This window comes from Desulfosporosinus nitroreducens (assembly GCF_023897015.1).
Taxonomy (GTDB): domain Bacteria; phylum Bacillota; class Desulfitobacteriia; order Desulfitobacteriales; family Desulfitobacteriaceae; genus Desulfosporosinus; species Desulfosporosinus nitroreducens.
This window is the reverse complement of sequence record NZ_JAMHFY010000027.1, coordinates 1-16,549: the sequence shown is the minus strand read 5'-3', so window position 1 is coordinate 16,549 and position 16,549 is coordinate 1. Positions and strand designations below refer to the sequence as shown.

Annotated in this window: 16 protein-coding genes and 3 pseudogenes; 8 read left to right on the top strand and 11 right to left on the bottom strand. The window is 38.8% G+C overall.

Annotated elements, in window-relative coordinates:
* Positions 1-40 precede the first annotated feature (40 nt).
* Positions 41-937, top strand: coding sequence for an AraC family transcriptional regulator (locus M8E35_RS21460; protein WP_252472306.1), 897 nt, complete (start codon positions 41-43; stop codon positions 935-937).
* 584 nt (positions 938-1,521) lie between these two features.
* Here the strand turns inward: M8E35_RS21460 and M8E35_RS21455 are convergent.
* Positions 1,522-1,842, bottom strand: a pseudogene (locus tag M8E35_RS21455) (thioredoxin domain-containing protein); the annotation flags it as partial.
* Positions 1,843-2,127: 285 nt separating this feature from the next.
* Positions 2,128-2,370, bottom strand: coding sequence for a helix-turn-helix transcriptional regulator (locus tag M8E35_RS21450; protein WP_252472304.1), 243 nt, complete (start codon positions 2,368-2,370; stop codon positions 2,128-2,130).
* Positions 2,371-2,519: 149 nt separating this feature from the next.
* Between M8E35_RS21450 and M8E35_RS21445 the strand changes: the two genes are divergently transcribed.
* On the top strand, positions 2,520-2,708 hold the full coding sequence (locus M8E35_RS21445) for a hypothetical protein (protein ID WP_252472302.1): 189 nt from the start codon (positions 2,520-2,522) through the stop codon (positions 2,706-2,708).
* A 132-nt stretch (positions 2,709-2,840) separates the two neighbouring features.
* Here the strand turns inward: M8E35_RS21445 and M8E35_RS21440 are convergent, their stop codons facing one another.
* The 3 genes and pseudogenes from M8E35_RS21440 to M8E35_RS21430 all read right to left on the bottom strand — a co-directional run.
* Complete coding sequence (locus tag M8E35_RS21440) at positions 2,841-3,026, bottom strand: hypothetical protein (RefSeq protein ID WP_073031014.1); 186 nt, start codon at positions 3,024-3,026, stop codon at positions 2,841-2,843.
* 86 nt (positions 3,027-3,112) lie between these two features.
* Positions 3,113-3,283, bottom strand: coding sequence for a YgaP-like transmembrane domain (locus tag M8E35_RS21435; RefSeq protein WP_252472300.1), 171 nt, complete (start codon positions 3,281-3,283; stop codon positions 3,113-3,115).
* Between the two features lie 324 nt (positions 3,284-3,607).
* Positions 3,608-3,727, bottom strand: a pseudogene (locus M8E35_RS21430) (DUF2922 domain-containing protein); the annotation flags it as partial.
* A gap of 44 nt (positions 3,728-3,771) precedes the next feature.
* Between M8E35_RS21430 and M8E35_RS21425 the strand changes: the two are divergent.
* A complete protein-coding gene (locus M8E35_RS21425) occupies positions 3,772-4,089 on the top strand; it encodes a hypothetical protein (protein WP_373887472.1) in 318 nt (105 codons plus the stop codon).
* A gap of 1 nt (position 4,090) precedes the next feature.
* On the opposite strand, the gene M8E35_RS21420 is transcribed toward M8E35_RS21425, so the two are convergent.
* Positions 4,091-4,474 carry a LytR/AlgR family response regulator transcription factor gene (locus M8E35_RS21420; protein ID WP_252472409.1) on the bottom strand — a complete coding sequence of 128 codons (384 nt, stop codon included), beginning with the start codon at positions 4,472-4,474 and terminating at the stop codon, positions 4,091-4,093.
* 105 nt (positions 4,475-4,579) lie between these two features.
* On the opposite strand from M8E35_RS21420, the gene M8E35_RS21415 reads away from it, so the two are divergent.
* Entirely contained in the window at positions 4,580-4,792 is a 213-nt protein-coding gene (locus M8E35_RS21415; protein ID WP_176786079.1) for a helix-turn-helix domain-containing protein, read from the top strand.
* 177 nt (positions 4,793-4,969) lie between these two features.
* On the opposite strand, the pseudogene M8E35_RS27035 reads toward M8E35_RS21415, so the two are convergent.
* Positions 4,970-5,188, bottom strand: a pseudogene (locus tag M8E35_RS27035) (AIPR family protein); the annotation flags it as partial.
* 362 nt (positions 5,189-5,550) lie between these two features.
* Here M8E35_RS27035 and M8E35_RS21405 point away from each other — a divergent pair.
* From M8E35_RS21405 to M8E35_RS21395, 3 genes are all read left to right on the top strand, one after another.
* Positions 5,551-8,337, top strand: a complete 2,787-nt coding sequence (locus tag M8E35_RS21405; RefSeq protein ID WP_252472298.1) for an ATP-binding protein — start codon at positions 5,551-5,553, stop codon at positions 8,335-8,337.
* On the top strand, positions 8,334-9,260 hold the full coding sequence (locus tag M8E35_RS21400) for a hypothetical protein (RefSeq protein WP_252472296.1): 927 nt from the start codon (positions 8,334-8,336) through the stop codon (positions 9,258-9,260). The genes M8E35_RS21405 and M8E35_RS21400 overlap by 4 nt, the downstream gene beginning before the upstream one ends.
* Positions 9,261-10,004: 744 nt before the next feature.
* Positions 10,005-11,591, top strand: coding sequence for a hypothetical protein (locus M8E35_RS21395; protein WP_252472294.1), 1,587 nt, complete (start codon positions 10,005-10,007; stop codon positions 11,589-11,591).
* Between the two features lie 267 nt (positions 11,592-11,858).
* On the opposite strand, the gene M8E35_RS21390 is transcribed toward M8E35_RS21395, so the two are convergent.
* The 4 genes from M8E35_RS21390 to M8E35_RS21375 form a co-directional block, all read right to left on the bottom strand.
* Entirely contained in the window at positions 11,859-13,394 is a 1,536-nt protein-coding gene (locus M8E35_RS21390; RefSeq protein ID WP_252472292.1) for a DHA2 family efflux MFS transporter permease subunit, read from the bottom strand.
* 13 nt (positions 13,395-13,407) lie between these two features.
* A complete protein-coding gene (locus M8E35_RS21385) occupies positions 13,408-14,529 on the bottom strand; it encodes an efflux RND transporter periplasmic adaptor subunit (RefSeq protein WP_252472290.1) in 1,122 nt (373 codons plus the stop codon).
* A gap of 15 nt (positions 14,530-14,544) precedes the next feature.
* A complete protein-coding gene (locus M8E35_RS21380) occupies positions 14,545-15,201 on the bottom strand; it encodes an HlyD family efflux transporter periplasmic adaptor subunit (RefSeq protein WP_252472288.1) in 657 nt (218 codons plus the stop codon).
* Positions 15,202-15,284: 83 nt separating this feature from the next.
* The gene (locus M8E35_RS21375; protein ID WP_252472286.1) at positions 15,285-15,752 is read right to left on the bottom strand and encodes a CBS domain-containing protein; all 468 of its coding nucleotides are present in this window, start codon (positions 15,750-15,752) and stop codon (positions 15,285-15,287) included.
* A gap of 200 nt (positions 15,753-15,952) precedes the next feature.
* Between M8E35_RS21375 and M8E35_RS21370 the strand changes: the two genes are divergently transcribed.
* The gene (locus tag M8E35_RS21370; protein ID WP_092330869.1) at positions 15,953-16,390 is read left to right on the top strand and encodes a MarR family winged helix-turn-helix transcriptional regulator; all 438 of its coding nucleotides are present in this window, start codon (positions 15,953-15,955) and stop codon (positions 16,388-16,390) included.
* The last annotated feature ends 159 nt before the right edge of the window (positions 16,391-16,549 follow it).

Sequence of the window (16,549 nt, the reverse complement as noted above, 5' to 3'; positions counted from 1 at the left end):
TCAGGATTGTGTTGGGAAATAGCAAATGGTGTGATAGAATATGGGTATGAATAATGTTTTAGATGAAATTATCGATCTGATGAAAAGAGCAGGCACTCGACCGATGGAAACCGGAGTACCAGGGCTAAGCATGATTAAGGGAGACATTCCCACCCATCAACTTGCAGCGCTCTACAAGCCGATGATTGGCTTTACAGTTCAAGGAACAAAGATTCTTGCAATTGGGGAGTGCAGCACTACTATGGAAGGACCTTCATATTACGTGTTACCGGTACATGTTCCCGCAACGGCGAGTGTACATCCAGACTGTGATGGTCGTCCTTACATGTCCCTCGGTCTTGAGTTGAATCAGAAGGTTCTTCAGAGTTTATTAAGAGATCTTCCTGAAGATCTCATACCAACTGCTTCTGAACATTTTTTCGGAGCTTGTGAGATAGACATTGAATTTATGGAGGCATGGCTGCGCTTATTGCGATTAACGAAAACATTAAGAGATATTCCAGCTCTTGCACCAGCTTATGAACGGGAAATCCTTTATCGCGTTCTGATGGGACCCCATGGATGGTATCTGAGGCAGCTTGGCTTGCGAGAAAGTAATTTCTCTAGGATTTCTCAGACTGTAAAATGGCTTCGCGATAACTATACGAGGCCAGTTGACATCGGTGAGATGGCATCAAAATCTGGTATGGCTATGAATACTTTTCACCGTCAGTTTAAACGGGCAACGGGCTTAAGCCCCATTCAATTTCAAAAGCAATTAAGGCTTTTGGAGGCTAGAAACCTCATTGCCTTTGAGGGCTATGCAGTAGCCGGCGCCGCATATCAAGTCGGCTATCAGAGTCCCTCACAGTTTAACCGGGAGTATTCCCGCTTCTTCGGTTCATCTCCAGCTCGGGACACTGAAAAACTAAGACTAATCGAAAGCGCAAGGGATTAACTACTAGCTCTCGATAAACTAATCACTTTAAAAAGTTCAGTAATTGCTTTAAACTATCCTATCGAAGTGAATGAAGGCTTGGAATCTAAAGTGGTCAAAGGGATAAAGCTTGTAGAGCAGTATTGTACTGTGTTTAACATCATGAAATTAAGCGCTGACATTGAGGTGTCATGTTATATAAATGGGGTAAAACATAATTGATTAGATAATTAATTAAACTGAATGCTGTATGTACAGGCGGAAAGACAAAGGGGCTGTCGCAGTAAGACAGCCCGAAAATAATAAAAGACGGCGACTGGCAGTGCCAGAAGCCGTCTTTTGTCGTAAAATATAAGTTGATGAAAGCTAATTAAATAATTTCTAGCCTGTTCGTGCCTATCTGGCCAAAGGCTTTACCTAAAAGTGAGGCTTAAATGGATTTTGGGTTTTCAACCTAAAGTTGAGTTTGTAAGAATATCAAATATTAAGTTATTGAAACGCTCTTCCCTAAACAATAAAATAGGGGCATAAAGGAGCGTGAAAAGATGAGAGTCGATTTGGCCCAAAATATATGTAGGTATCGTAAAGAAAAAGGGCTTACTCAAGAAGAGTCGGGCAAGAGCCTGTCCTTGAGGGTCGTCGATATCAGCAACAATGAAGTTGACCTTATCTCGGTATTCTTTCTCTAGAGCCAGCACCACGGGCTCCATGCTCCTACAGCTGGGTCACCATTTGGCATAAAATTCTAAAAAAGTCAGTTTCCCAGATTTTTGAGCTTCTTGGAAAGCAACCATTGGTTGATTAGTTGGGTGGAATTCCGAAGGGCTTGAGTATCTGGGAATTATTAATGCCATTATGGACAAAATGGCAACCGTTAGTATGATTAGGACCTTGGTTTTTGTCTTCGTAATCCACACCTTTAGCATTTTATCAAGGCTGCAGCCCTTTATTTTAGAATAAATCTTATATTGAAAAAAGAATGGAGACAACTCCTATTATGACAGAAGCACCGATTGCGGTCAAAGCAAGGTACCATGGAAATTACCCCATGACCACACTGAGTTGACGAGGATAGGAAGAATCGAATTCCCAAACCGAGGGCCTGGGAATTCGATTCTTTTCGTTATCATTCAGATGCAATTTGTAACACCATTTTGTATTTGTAAACTTTAGCAAAATGAATCTTACGCGCGTAAGATTCTTGGGATAAGTTATTTAATTTCTTGCTCTAGATCAGAAAATAAATCAGAATCAAAAAATTCCTGTACACTGATTCCGAATCCGTCGCACAGCTTCTTGATAGTTACAATTCCCGCATTGTAAGTTATGCCGTTCACGATATCATTCACAGTTGACTGAGTTACGCCGGAAGCATTGCAAAGGGCATTGACTGTCAGCTTATGTTCTTTGCACAGCATTTTAATACGTTTGACTACTGCTTGGGAAATATTCATTTGATCACCTCTAACCGTTATTCCGTTAAATCTAAGATAACAATGTGCATAACAAATGATTACCGGAATACCGTTGAAAATAAAATAGAGATGATTTATACTGTTAATGCTTAAATAAATTAATGTGCGGGGCAAAAGGAGATTTCAGCATGGGGAAAATATCTCTGGATGAAAGGCTGAAAAGAGAAAAGGAAAAACTGCACAGGCTTGTTGAGGAAGCCATAAATAATGGAATTCCGATTATACAGGATGAAGCAGTTATGACACAGAACCGCAAAGTTGATGCCTTGGTGGTCAGACTGCAAAAAGAACTGGGGCATCACATGAGAAGGAAATAAGACATCGAGATAAATAGCTTAGCTATCGGAAACCAAACTTGCTCGCTGTGATGGCGGTCAGAAACGGGAAGAAGTTATTTGGATCAATCCGGTTGCAGCGAGGTCGATAGGGACAACGTCGTTCTGGATTTTTCAGCTGATATCAAGAAGGCGTTTAAGAAGCGATGAAAATTCAGCAGTATCGACGTTAACCTCAAGAATTGTTTCGTCCTTGGGATCATCGGGATACATCACAAAGGTTAGTTTACCGGGTTCCGATTCAAAGATTTCCAGCACATTCTTATCATCAAGGATTTCAATCTTAAGCTTACCGGACATATAAACAACCCCTTTGTGATGATAAACGAAGATTAATGCAGCTCAATATTTTCGCGGGTTGACCAACCCATGATGTCATAAACAATTCAGTAACCAATAGCAGCTTCTAGTAGGTTGAAGAGACCCAAGATACTAGCTGCGGTTGCTATCCATCCTTTGAAAAATCCCATAGCGGCTAAACCGAATAAAACCAAGCTAATAACAACACGTATTCCTCTGTCTAAAGCGCTTAGATTTCTCTGAAAGTTAAGTTCCACAATACGTCCCTCACATTTAATTAAAGATATGTTAATCTTTCCCCCAAAAACTTAAGGGTATTCCTTGAGACTGATAGGCTAAATGGCAGAAAATGAAAATGTCATTCTTCCCTTGGTATAACGATTTCTTATCCGTGGGAGCCCCGAACTTGACGCTGTGGTCATTAAGGTCCGAGAGGTTGAGCGCAAAAACCACTACATAGGCACTAAGGGTGGTTCCACAGATAGGTAGTGTAGCAGGTTGATTTAGAAAAAAATCTTTATAGTGAAGAGGACTGCCGGCAGCTATGACGCTGTCGGCAGTTTCCTTTTCCCTTTGAACAGTTAAGCCTGGGGAGGGTCATAAAGACCATTTGTTGTCGTATCAATGACCTTGATATCCCGTATTCTCGTCAGGGCATTGCTGGGTGTTAAGGATATATCGCTGGCGATAAGGGAATTCATAGCAGGGTCATCAAGTATGGGGAATGGATGTTGAGAAAAAGACCATGAAAAATAAGAAGCTAGCGGAAAATTCGAATTTAAAGAGCTACCAAAGGGTGAGTAATGAGCTGGCCGCTGCCCAGATCAAGCTGCTCACGTCTAAAATCGCTTTTTTCTTCGTGAGTTTGGAAAAAGCGTTCAAGGAACTGAGTTATGAGATGGATTTGCTGGCAAAGGTTGATGACCAGGTGCATGGAGAGTATGCGAAGATGCTGAATGGGTTTTTGATTAGACGATGGAGGAAAGAAAGGGGAAGTAGAGAGGGGGGAGTTGTTAATTATTTTTTGTTGTTAAGAATTATGAAAAAGCATTATTTGAGCTGATTTACGGCTTAGCCAGAACCTTCTCTAAGATAGCTTCAATGTGTTCCTGGGTACAGGGTTTGCATACGATTTGTAAAGGTTTGACCTGCATGAATTGATCGTGATCCTCTGCGGATGTCACAAATACTATACTGCTGGCTGACATGGACTTAGATTGGCGTATTTGTCTGGCAGTCTCAAGACCGGTTAGCTTTTTCATGCTGTTATCAAGAAAGAGGAGGTCAAAAACCAATCCCTGCATTTCAATTTCTTCGAGAAGCTCCTCGCCGCTGCTGAATTCGTAAATATTAAATACAACATCATTTTCTTCTTCATATAGATGAATTAGGGCCTCCAATAAGCGACGGGACAACGGTCTGTCATCGCAAATGCCGATGGTGAACAAAACATCTCCTCCAACATCAAGGGTTTGTTGAATAATTTCAGGACAAATAGTCCAATATGTCAATAGGACTATGCGTCCTAAGATATACTTGCTTTGGTGATGATAATGCGCTTAAAAATACGTGATGTTCGAGAAGATCATGATCTAACCCAGCAGCAAGTTGCACAATACCTGATGTGTGATCAATCTTTGTACTCTAAATATGAGCGAGGAGAGCGTGATGTTCCGCTGAATATCATGATTAAACTCGCCCAGTTTTATAAAACCAGCATTGACTATTTGGTCGGGCTGACAGAAAATAAGAAACCTTATCGCTGAGTGAGAGCTGAAGTTCGGGAAAGGGACGCTTTGGATTTTGTAAAACAAATTGTTTCTTTTTAGCCGGGGTTAAACGCATTTTCGCCTGAAAATATTGTCCGCGGGCACGTTCACAGAACCATTTTGTTCATATTGCGCCCCCTCAGCCTGCGCAAAAATTCTTCTCGAGAATTGCTCCATACGCACATGAAATGGATGTGTTGCAAAAAAGTCAGCATCGCTGACCTTATTTTGGCTGTTTGAAGAACGAGATATATTTCTAATAAGTTCTGTTGCTCGATCCTGATCCATTTTACCAATTTGAGTGAGCTTCATTTGCACGTAGATTCCACCCAAATCTATTTGTCTTTGTGTCTGGTATTTGAAAGAGAAACAGTGGTTTGTCCCCCAAAATATTAAAGGACTTCAGAAACAAGGCTGGAGGGTTTTAGTTATATGGGAATGTGAATTAAAAAAGCAAGTTAGAATAAAGACACTAGAGGATTTAATTAAAGATATAGAAAGTGGTTTATAGGTTATTTGTTCCGCCGTTTCGATTCAATAATATCATTTTGGAATACTATAGAAGAGTTTCTTTTTAAAATGTATCTGTGAATAATTGGCCAAAGTAATTTACCCCTATCTATAATTTAAAATCAACAAAATAGGAACCAAGTCTCGTTACTTTAAAGTCTAAAAATTATCCCTAATTTTCACAGATTGAAAATCAGGGATAATTTAGTTCTAATAATAATTCGTTAAATAGGAGGGGTTTTATTTTGAAGCAAGATTGGCTAAGAGACATTTTGATGACAATAGATAATTTTAAAAATTATGTTCCAAAAGGACTTAAGCTATTAGAAAAAACTGACTCTAAGGATACAGAACAACTCTTATCAACACTTAATAAGGTCTTTGAGTTAGAGGAAAATGCTATAAAAGAAGAGTCTTCTAAGGCATATGTGACGGACACCTATGAAAACAATGTCAGGCATTTTGCAGTACAGCTGGTCATGGCAATGGTTTTAAGTCATAACAGACTTAAAGAGTATGATACTTATAGAAGTCTGCTGGGGCAAAGACATGTTGCCTATGGTTTTTATAGTACTTTTGAGCGTGGATTTGTTGAAAACACAAAAGATTATCAGGAAATTCTTGAAGATGAATCTTTTAAAACGCCGCTTTATTTAGGATTGGTTAAGTTTTTTCAAAACTTTTATGGGAAGTTTTCGGATAACGAAGAAGCAATAAAGCTTCTTTGTCAATTTTATCCTAAAGATGTTAATTTATCTGGAAATACAGATGACATTACTAATGCGGTTTTTCGGCATATTACCAACGCAGGAACATCGAGTGATGATGGCTTTGCCTATAAAGGTATTGATTTAATCAGTAAATATATTGGCAACTTGCCAAAAGAAATTATAGATAAATTACTACAAAAATATGAGCTGTATAGGATTATTAATGAAAAAGTCTATAGACATCAAATTTTCACGATCATTAATAATTCAATCTTAGAGTATAAGGAAAAACTAATATATAAATTCAGTTGCTTAGACAGCCTGCTTCTGGCGAATTATATGAATAACAGCCTTTATGAAAAATATAGTGAGCATGACTCAGAGTTTGTTCCTCAGTATCTTAATTCGAAAATTAATCTGTCAGCTGAAAATATTGGGCTAATTAAACAATCTATGACAGATAAGGTTTATGCTTACTGGACGAATGGCTGTTCAGCAGAGCGCTATTTTGTCATAGATGAAAAAGTCGTTATTAACATTAGCTTTAATGCTGATAAAAAAGAGATTTGGATTAAGCACACTTATAAGTCATCAAGTGGGAAAAAATATGATTTTAAGTACACAGATTGGATGTTAGACAACTATCAATCCAAAGAATTTGAACAGGAGCTATATGATTTTGTATTTGATGAAAGCAGCCGTGAGATTATTTATAATCATTTGACGTTCTCTCTGCTTTATCTTAGCAATTATAGAGGGATGAGTGAGCAATTGATCAATTTTGACCATAAATTCACTTATGACGAAACTATAAATGAACTTAGGATATCTGATATAATATCGCCTATTCCGTATTTTTACGGGAATAAGGTTCACTCGCTATCATGTATAGTGGGCATGAACGGTACGGGTAAAACCAGTACGGTGGACTTTTTAAGAGGTACATTCTTTAAACTCCTTCGCTTGATTGGAGAATATGATGTTCCTTGTGAAAATGGTTATGTCAGAGAAGAGGCTTATGAAGCATATGGCCTTTTGGATAAAGGCTGTGAATTTTTCGTGGTCTTTCACTTAGGTAGTCAGCCGTATTATTTGACTAATATAGAAGGTGTAACTGATTCAATAGCAAAACCATTTAACCGCAGTGCTTACAAAAGTGTCAATGAACTGAGTAAGATTGTTTATTTTTCAAATATGCTCAGTGTTAATCAAGACTATCTCTATATTGATGAGAATATGACATCAAGGAATAAGAGCTCAGAAAATGATCTGGCAAATTCTCTTCGCAATTTTAGGCAGGCGGACTATTCAGAAGCCGCAAGTTTTATACAAAAACGAAAGGCAATAGAGGCGGCTAGACAAAAAGATAGCGGCATTCCAGTAGTCAACAAAGATTTATGTTACCAATTGGCATTTTTAAGCTATTTGACTCCTGAAAAACTGGAATATTATTTTGATATGCCAGCGGATAAGGAGTTTACTCTCAAAAGTGCTTTATTAGATATAGAAGAATTACCGATTACGGCGGCGCATTCACTTTCAGATATGATAGGTGGGGGTGGACGGACACTAAAGCTGTTTCTCACATCGACTGATGCCAAGTTAGAGTATTTTTCGTCGGGGCAATATGCTAAGTTTTCATTCCTTGCTAAACTATATTGGTTTCTAGAAGGTTATCAGATATATATTAAGGATTTTGAATCTATAATCGAGAAAAAAGTATTTAGTCATGATGAAGTACTTATAGAAGGGGAAACAGCGCTCATATTTATTGACGAAGGTGAACTTTATTATCATCCGGAGTGGCAGCGCAGTTATATTAAAACGCTCGTTGATAGTTTTCATAATACTAAGACAGAATCGAAACTTCAAGTGGTCATTACAACTAATTCCCCGTTTATTATTTCCGATATACTCAGCGAGGACATTACTTACCTTTCAAAGGAGGAGAAAAGCTTTGACCGCACCTTTGGTCAAAATATTCATAAACTCCTTATAGACAATTTCTTTATGTCTTATACCATAGGTGACTACAGCCGGGAAATGATTGAGAAAATTATGAAATGGCTGCATGAAGAAAATGACGTTAACGTTGGAGAAGAACTGACTAGCTACTTTGGCGAACCAATAGAACTTGCGGAATATTATAAAAAAATACGCTGTTTAATTGAAAAAATAGGTGAACCAGTCTATAGAGAAAAGTTATTAGATATGCTCAGCAAGTCAAAGCTGGGTATAAAATCTAAATATGAAGCATTATTAGAACAAAAGTATGCAATTGAGCGTGAGCTTGAGGAGTTAAAGGTCAAGGTGAAAGTATGATTCAACTCGATTCTTATTCAGTGGATTTTGAAAAGGAGTATTGGAAAGTAGTTGACAAAATAATAGACAGTAAAACTCAGAAGAAAATTGTTAATAGTTGTAAAAAATTTTTGCCCAATGACTTTTTTGCGGGCAGTAAAGATGAATTTTTCAAGTCATTAATCCTTGCCCCATTTGAAAAATTGAAAAAAGCAGAGGTATATATAACTAAAAATACGATTAGTACCATGAAAAATGAATGTTTTCGCAAAACGAAAAAGAAGTCTCCTTCTTTTAAAATAGTGTACAAGACTATTCACGACGCTTACAAATCAGTTGCAAAATCAGAGGAAAAGGGTACATCTATGCGTGTCCGAATAGTAAAAAACACTGGGCTTACCGTTTGTCCTTACTGCAATAGAGATTATATTAATTCCAGGGCAGAGAATGTTTCTGGTGCACAATTAGACCATTTTTTCAGTAAGTCAGAATTTCCTGTGTTTGCAGTATGTTTATATAATCTCGTTCCTGTTTGCGGTAACTGCAACAGAGTTAAAAATACTCAATCATTGTCATTTACTTCACCTTTTGATAACAGCATAGATTGGGAGAAAGATATTTCTTTTTCTTACAGTGGCAGCACTTTAAAAGACATAAAGATTATAATAAACAACAAGGGGAATTTGGCAAATAATATAAATGGAATGAGAATTGATGAAGCTTATCAAATCCATGGCATTGAGGTTTTAGAATTAATAGAAAAGGAACAAATGTACAATAGTACACAGAGAGAAGAGTTGAAAAGGGTGCTTGCTCCAGTTAATCTGACTGATTTAGAAATCAAAAAGATTATTTTTGGTTCCGAGATTACGAAAGATTGTATGAGAACTAAGCCGCTTGGGAAGATGATGCATGATTTACATAAAGAGTTGAAGATTTACTAAAAGCTTTAAAAATTCAACTGGCTATTTTTAACCACCCAGTTCCTCCCTAAACACTGAGAGAAAGGCCAAGTGCAACAATAAGATTTACATCAGCGGGATTAGCAACGCCAGAAAAGGACAGGAGTATCCATGCCTATAGGATTGGATGAACTGGAAAGGGCGGCTTTCGACGGCGTCACTATAACGGAGGTTCTCAGGCCAATGATATTTGGCAGGGTTTCCGAAATCACCAGTAGCTTAAATGAGTCGATTGAAAAATCGGCTGTTTTGAGGTTTGACTAATCTAGGTTATCCATCTGGCCAATTTTTCAAACGAGGTAAGTTTAAAAGTTATAAAAAAGAGGTTTATAATTTTAGATATAGACTTCTTCTGAAAGTAACATTTTTCAGAGCAATTAATAATGAAAGGATCATTGAGAAGCAATAAACTTTTATTTCCGATTATTCATTTTCCTATCTTAACATATTATCGTTAGGCTTTCAGTGTAGGGGGGAGGTATTGAATTAATCATCAACATTTTAAACGATTGGCTAAAAAATGATTAGTGTGCGGTTTTATAGAACCACTTAATTTGTGCTTATAATATGTTTCTTAAACCTGGTTAAAATACTGATTTAAGTCAAGAAGGACAGTCTACGACTCACCTTACCGTGCTTTGTAGTGATCTTTTCCTAAAATAGTCTTAACATGAAAACGCTCACTGTTTTTCTTATCTATTTGTGTCACCCAGAGGTAACGGCGAAATGGAGGTTGAAATGGAATACAATAGTTTGCAATCAGACATAAGACTGGTTAAAACTTCAAAAGAAGACGCCATTAAAATAATAAAGCAATTTGAAAGGAAATGGATTTATGTAAAACTAATTGTAAATAAGGTCGATAATTATTCCCTACAGGATTATGTTGTTAATTATAATAAGTTTAAGATAGCATATGTAAATGAAGATTCATATTCCCGACTATTATTTGTATATGGAATTGAAGATGAAGATCGTCTTATTATTTCGATTGATGAAATTGTTCAAACAGAAAAAAGTAATACGGAAGATGAAGTGTTGTTAGTATTAAAGAATGAAAAGATAATGACACATATTTGTATTAAGTCTTTTGTACCCAATAAAGAGAGGCTTATTCACGATTTATTAAATATGAATCAGAATCTGATTATTACGGAAGGTAAGACTGATTGGAAACATTTAAAGGCAGCTTTTAAAAAATTCAATTCAGACGGTTTGTATAATGATTTAGAGTTTAAGTTTTTAGAATATGATGGAAGTTTAGCTGATAGTAATGATAGGCTTAAAAATAAAAAAATAGGTGGGGCAGATACTTTAAATACTATTTGTCAATACAATGCTCTTTTTTATAATGAAAAACTTCGTATTTTTGTATTTGACTCTGATAAGGAAAATATCAATAAACTTTATAAAACTGAACAGAGTTATCAATATTTAGGGAATAATGTTTATGTTGTGATATTACCATTACCGAAATTTAGACAAAACACCCCTGCAATTAGTATAGAAAACTATTATACTGACGATGAAATAAAAATAAAAGATAAAAATGATAAGCGACTATATCTAAGCAATGAATTTAACTTTAATAAAGATGATGAAAAAACAGGAAATAAAATTTACTCATTAAAAGCAAAAGAAGATATGCCCAATTTAATTATAGACGATGAAGTATATATAAATTATCGGGGTTTAGAAATTGCCAATAAAGATGAACTAAAGAATTTGATCAAAGAAGGTAAATTAAAAAAAGCCTATACATTGTCAAAAAATGAGTTTGCAGATAATATACTGAATGAAGTAGTTCCATTTAATTCATTTTCAAAAAATAATTTTAAGTTATTTTTTGGTGTTATTGAAGAAATATTTAAAATAAAAGCGCAAACGGCACTAGATGAAGAGCTAGGATTAATATTTAAAAAGGAAATTCAAAAGGATGTCGAAATAGAGTGTTACAAGGAACATCAAGATTTACATTTAAATATTAGATTTTCAGCTGAAATTATAAAAGAACTTAGAAATAATGGGCTCAAAACAAATACCATTTATACAAAAGACAATAAGATAATCATAGCTCAAGCAATATCTATAGAAAAAGAGATAGTTTTAAGTGAAATTAATATTTCTATAGATATCTTAAATTTTATATTGAAAAAAGCTGATAATTCTAATAACAGAGTTTATTTAAATACCTTTAATCGATACAATGATTATGTTTGTTCGTTTGAATTATTTCAGGGTGATAATGGTTACATCGCTTTTAATCATCTACTAAAACAGTTAAAACAATACAGCATTCATAGCAGTAAATAATATGAATTTTGGTGAAAAAGCCCCATTATGCTGAAAAGAAGAACTGCCGGCAGTCGGTTTTCAGTCGAAGGATTAAGCCTGGAGAGGGTCGTAAATAGGGTCGACAAGGAGGGTTAACCCGTCCGGGCTTGTACCAAGAATCTTACGCGCGTAAGATTCTTGGTACAAGCCCGGGAGCAGCCTCTCTCTTTTATGACGAAGAACATGCGGCTTGAAAACCCGCAAAAGTTAAGATAAAGAATTATGAACCCGCTTCAAACCATCCGCTTAAAGAGCCGCTTCCTTCGCGGGAACCATTTTCTGCTTCGTCTTAGCTGTTCTTCTCTTGATAAACAAAAAAACACAGGGAATACAGACAAACAAAGGTATGGCGGAAATCAGAAAAGTATCCGCAATAGCAGAGTTTAAGGCTTCTTTTTGAATAATACCGACTAAAACAGCACTGGCACCACCGGTTGCCGTGGCAGCATCTGTACCCATTTGGGCAAGTGCTGATGAAATCTGACTAAGAAATTGTGTCGCCAGATAGGAATCGGAAGGAATACTGTCCGCGATGTTCCTGACATGAAAAATCTGGCGATTAGTCATGATCGTGGTAAATATGGCAATGGACATAGTCCCCGCAACCTGACGCAAGACATTGGATAAGGAGGATCCCCGTCCGATAAGTTCTTTGGGAATCGAATTCATTCCGGCGGTGGTAATTGGCATCATACATAGCCCAATTCCCATTCCCCGCAGGGCCAGAAGCACAGTCAGCCAGGGAATGGGTGTATTAATAGCCAGGTGCTGCAGCTCATAGGTCGTCGTACTCATTAAAAGCAAACCGGCTATAGCCACAGGGACTACCCCTAGCTTATCAAATAGCCTGCCGCTGAGGGGCATCATTAAGGCCATTAAGACACCTTGAGGTATCATAATAATCCCCGTGTCAATGGGAGTTAACCCCTGCACATTTTGTAAATAGAGGGGGACAAGAAAAGACCCTCCCATTAACCCTGCCATGACCAAACCGCCGCAGATCACACTTAAGGTAAAAACCGGATTTTTAAATAATTGTAAATCGAGGAGAGGGTCTTCCGCTCCGGCTTCCACCCAGATCAGCAGCAGCAGGCTAAAGAAGGAAACAAACAATAGGCCTACGATATATAAGGATGTCCAGCCTTCTTTATTTCCCTGACCTAAAGCCAGAAGCAGGGTCGAAAAGAAAATAACGGATAATACCGCTCCCCCCAGGTCAAAGCTGGCTTGCTTCAGCGGTGATTCTTTAAGCAGGAATATCCCTGCCGTAACGGCAAAAATCCCAAAGGGAACACTGATAAAAAACAGCCAGCGCCAGCTAAAGAAATCAATTAAATAGCCACTGACGGTAGGTCCAACTGCCGGGGCTGCCATAGCCGCGATTCCCCATATGCCCAAGGCTGTGCCGATTTTGTTTTTAGGAACAATCCCGTAAATGATCGTCATGCTTAAAGGGGAAAGTACCCCCCCTGATATGCCCTGCAGGACCCGAAAGGCAATCAGGCTGATATCACTCCAGGCCAAACCGCATAATACCGAAGTTAAGGTAAAGCCGGCTAAGGAGATGATGAATAGTTTCTTAGTCCCAAACCGGTCACCCAGAAAACCACTGAGCGGTATGACAATTGCGGCAGCCAAGGAATATCCCGTTAATACCCACTGCATCGTATCAGTGGTAGATCCAAACACATTGGTCATTTCGGGAATGGCCACATTAATCAAGCTATTATTGAGAACCGTTACAAAGGTTCCCAATATGACCGCGCACAAGGCTAACCACATTCTGTCGTCCCTCCTAATTAATCTGGACTTTAACCCCGTCGGTCAATTGGGAGCCTGGATTAATGACAATCTCATCATTATTGGCAACTCCGTTTATGACGTAATTCCAGTTAGAGTCTTTTTCCTTTAATTCCACCTGGACGAGACGAGCCACATCTTTATCTACCTTGTAAACATAATATTTCTGGTCTTGCTCTATAATAGAGGACTTAGGCAGTTCTGAGATTTTCCCGTTCATGGAATCCAGGGAGATCCTGGCAATCATGCCAACCCGTAATACAGCTGAAGTATTGTCTATCCTTATTTTTACAGGGAAGGTATTGTTGGTTGAATCGGATACAGGGCTGATCAAGTCGATTGTTCCGTTAAATTTCTGGTCTATCCCGTCTACAAATACTTCTACAGGAGTCCCCGGCTTGACCTGAAAAACTTTATCTTGAGGAACGCTTACCTGCAGCAGAACTTCCTGCATGTTAACGATCGTCAGCATTGAGACCCCGGGAGAGGCCATTTCCCCCGGATTAATCAGCTTTTCGGTTACGGTGCCGTCCAGGGGAGAATAGATGGACGCATCCTGTACGGCACTTTGGGCCAGGGCCAAAGAAGCCTCGGCTCCGGGCAATCCGGCCTTTGCTTGCTCGTAGGCTGCTTCAGCTGTCTTCAGCTGAGTGTTGACAGCATCAAAATCACTTTGCGGAACGACTCCGGCTTCCGCCAGGGCTTTGGTTCGATCGTAATTGGTTTGGGTGTAGTCAAGGGCAATTTTAGTCTGAACAATGGTTTGTTTTAAAGTTTCCAACGAGCTTTGGGTTTGGATCACTTTATTCCCACTATCAAACGTATCCAACTGAACAAGCAAGTCGCCTTTTTTGACAATGGTGCCTTCCTTTACGTTTACCCCGGTCACCTTGCCAGCCACCTTGGAGAAAACTTTCGCTTGTTGGTCCACAATAATCTTGCCGCTTAAATTGGCATCATTGGTGGTACTGCCGACTTTCATTACTTTTACCGGTATGGCTGTCGGTGCCGGATTGCCGGAAGATGTAGTCTTTGCAGCGCAGCCGGTCACTATTAAAGCCAATGTTGAAGATAAGAGGGTAATTGCTAATAGTCTGTTGATCATGCCTTTGCTCATGTTTCTTTCACCTGGTTACCCTTTCGCTTGGATTTTTAAGACGACGTTCATACCGGGAGATAATGAAAGCCCCTGTTGGTCATCAATGGATAGTTTGATGGGAATCCGCTGGGTTACCTTGGTGAAGTTGCCGCTGCTGCTGAGAGAAGGCATCAAGGAAAAGCTGGAAACCGTCCCTTCACCGATTTCGATTATTTTTCCTGTCAGGGTATGTCCAGGAAAACTATCCACGGTAAATTCCGCTGTTTCTCCGTTTTGCAGGCGGCTGATATAAGTTTCCTCAATGTTAGCGGAAATGTATAGGTTGCTTTTATCCACCACTAAAGCGATAGGCTGGCCGGGGGAAAGAACTTCCCCTTCTCTGGCCAGGGTTTTGGTTACGGTTCCCGTGATGGGAGCTCGGAGGCTGGCGTTATCCAACAAGCCTGTGGCCAGATTGTTCGTATCCTGCTGACCGACAATCTGGTCAGCGACTACCGTATCACCCTGTTTTATCTGAAGGCTGAGGAGCTTTCCTGATATGCGCGGCATAACCCGGTAAGTATCCCCGTCAATACGGGCGTCTTCAGTAGACACGTAATGGAACCCTTCATACCAGTAGTAGTAACCAATACCTCCTCCGGCAACAACCATTAAGGCTAAAATGATATACAGCACTATTTTTCGTTTCATTCTTATAACTCCTTGCTCTTTCTAACTGGTTAATCGGGTGTTTCCTTTTATATGTAATGATAGTTTGAGGCTGGCCTGCGTCCCTAATGGTCAAAGCCCTGCAGAAGATCCTTGAAACAGTGGCGGATCACATCCCCACGGCTGATGATGCCAACTAATACTCCATTTCGCTCAACAGGCAGTTTCTTAATTTTCTTTTTCCCCAGAATAGTAGCGATGTTTTCAACTTCTTCGTCCCAGGAAACTTTAATGACCTTACTCTGAGCAATCTTAAGTACCTTTAAATCAAGCAGGAGTTTTATTCTTTCTGGGAACTCCTCATCATCCTTAATTACGGTAAAGTAGTAGAGTGAATCAAAGATTCGATGTTCATGGGTGCCGATATAGCGCATGATATCCCCGTCGCTTATGTAACCAACAATTTTACTTTTAGTGTTGATTATCGGAACACCGCTGATCCTGTGAGTAATGAACTTAGCAATGACTGCACCGACTGTATCGCTTTCTTTAACGGTATAAACATCACTTATCATAATTTCCTGAGCCTGCATAATTACCCTCCTAACCTTTGCTTGTACGCTTTTTAATATAGTTGTATGATGAAACTATGTAATTGTATTATACAACTAAGTTGTCTGATGATCAATTCCTGATTTTTAATGAGATTTTCCTCGTTTTTTAAAATCTTGTGGTTATGATAGAATAAGTCGTGTTATAAATTCGGCAACGGCAGTAAGGAGGCAATACTGAAATGAATGAAAATTGGCTGGAGACCATTCTATCTGAATTAGCCGTCCTTCACCGCAGTCTTGGATCGGCAGCTAAATATAAAAAGCCCGGAACCATTGAACGGTCCGCCCATCTGTTGCTTGGACAAATTACTTCTCAGGGTCCAGCCGGTGTCAAAGCTTTGGCGGAGGAGTTCCAGTTGGATATTTCCACCGTAAGCAGACAAGCAGCAGCCCTGGAGAAAAAAGGATATGTCTATCGTATGCCGGACCCTTTGGATAAAAGGGCGTATTCACTTCAGATCACGGAACTGGGAATGAAAGAACTTATGAACTATAAGCAAAAACGTTTGGCTGATATGGGGGAACTGCTCAAAGATTGGTCTGCTGAAGACTGCGAAGCATTCGGGCAGCTTTTGAAAAAATTCAATCATACCTTGTTGAATTTGACCAGCAAGTAGAAAATCATCAAGGCCCGTACCTTCTATTATGAGGAGATTGAAAATCCGGCGGTTTTTTGGTGGCGTAAAATAAATAGTTTACAAAAAAAAACCCCGAGATTTTAACTAAGTGATGGTGTGTTTGGTGGGAGGGGGGTGAGTAAAAATTGGGGAAAAAAA

What these genes read in the sequence shown, in the direction of transcription:
- M8E35_RS21460 (WP_252472306.1), top strand. Translation starts at nt 41, where the DNA reads ATGGGTATGAATAATGTTTTAGATGAAATTATCGATCTGATGAAAAGA.
- M8E35_RS21450 (WP_252472304.1), bottom strand. Translation starts at nt 2,370, where the DNA reads ATGAATATTTCCCAAGCAGTAGTCAAACGTATTAAAATGCTGTGCAAA.
- M8E35_RS21445 (WP_252472302.1), top strand. Translation starts at nt 2,520, where the DNA reads ATGGGGAAAATATCTCTGGATGAAAGGCTGAAAAGAGAAAAGGAAAAA.
- M8E35_RS21440 (WP_073031014.1), bottom strand. Translation starts at nt 3,026, where the DNA reads ATGTCCGGTAAGCTTAAGATTGAAATCCTTGATGATAAGAATGTGCTG.
- M8E35_RS21425 (WP_373887472.1), top strand. Translation starts at nt 3,772, where the DNA reads ATGAAAAATAAGAAGCTAGCGGAAAATTCGAATTTAAAGAGCTACCAA.
- M8E35_RS21415 (WP_176786079.1), top strand. Translation starts at nt 4,580, where the DNA reads ATGCGCTTAAAAATACGTGATGTTCGAGAAGATCATGATCTAACCCAG.
- M8E35_RS21400 (WP_252472296.1), top strand. Translation starts at nt 8,334, where the DNA reads ATGATTCAACTCGATTCTTATTCAGTGGATTTTGAAAAGGAGTATTGG.
- M8E35_RS21395 (WP_252472294.1), top strand. Translation starts at nt 10,005, where the DNA reads ATGGAGGTTGAAATGGAATACAATAGTTTGCAATCAGACATAAGACTG.
- M8E35_RS21390 (WP_252472292.1), bottom strand. Translation starts at nt 13,394, where the DNA reads ATGTGGTTAGCCTTGTGCGCGGTCATATTGGGAACCTTTGTAACGGTT.
- M8E35_RS21385 (WP_252472290.1), bottom strand. Translation starts at nt 14,529, where the DNA reads ATGAGCAAAGGCATGATCAACAGACTATTAGCAATTACCCTCTTATCT.
- M8E35_RS21380 (WP_252472288.1), bottom strand. Translation starts at nt 15,201, where the DNA reads ATGAAACGAAAAATAGTGCTGTATATCATTTTAGCCTTAATGGTTGTT.
- M8E35_RS21375 (WP_252472286.1), bottom strand. Translation starts at nt 15,752, where the DNA reads ATGCAGGCTCAGGAAATTATGATAAGTGATGTTTATACCGTTAAAGAA.
- M8E35_RS21370 (WP_092330869.1), top strand. Translation starts at nt 15,953, where the DNA reads ATGAATGAAAATTGGCTGGAGACCATTCTATCTGAATTAGCCGTCCTT.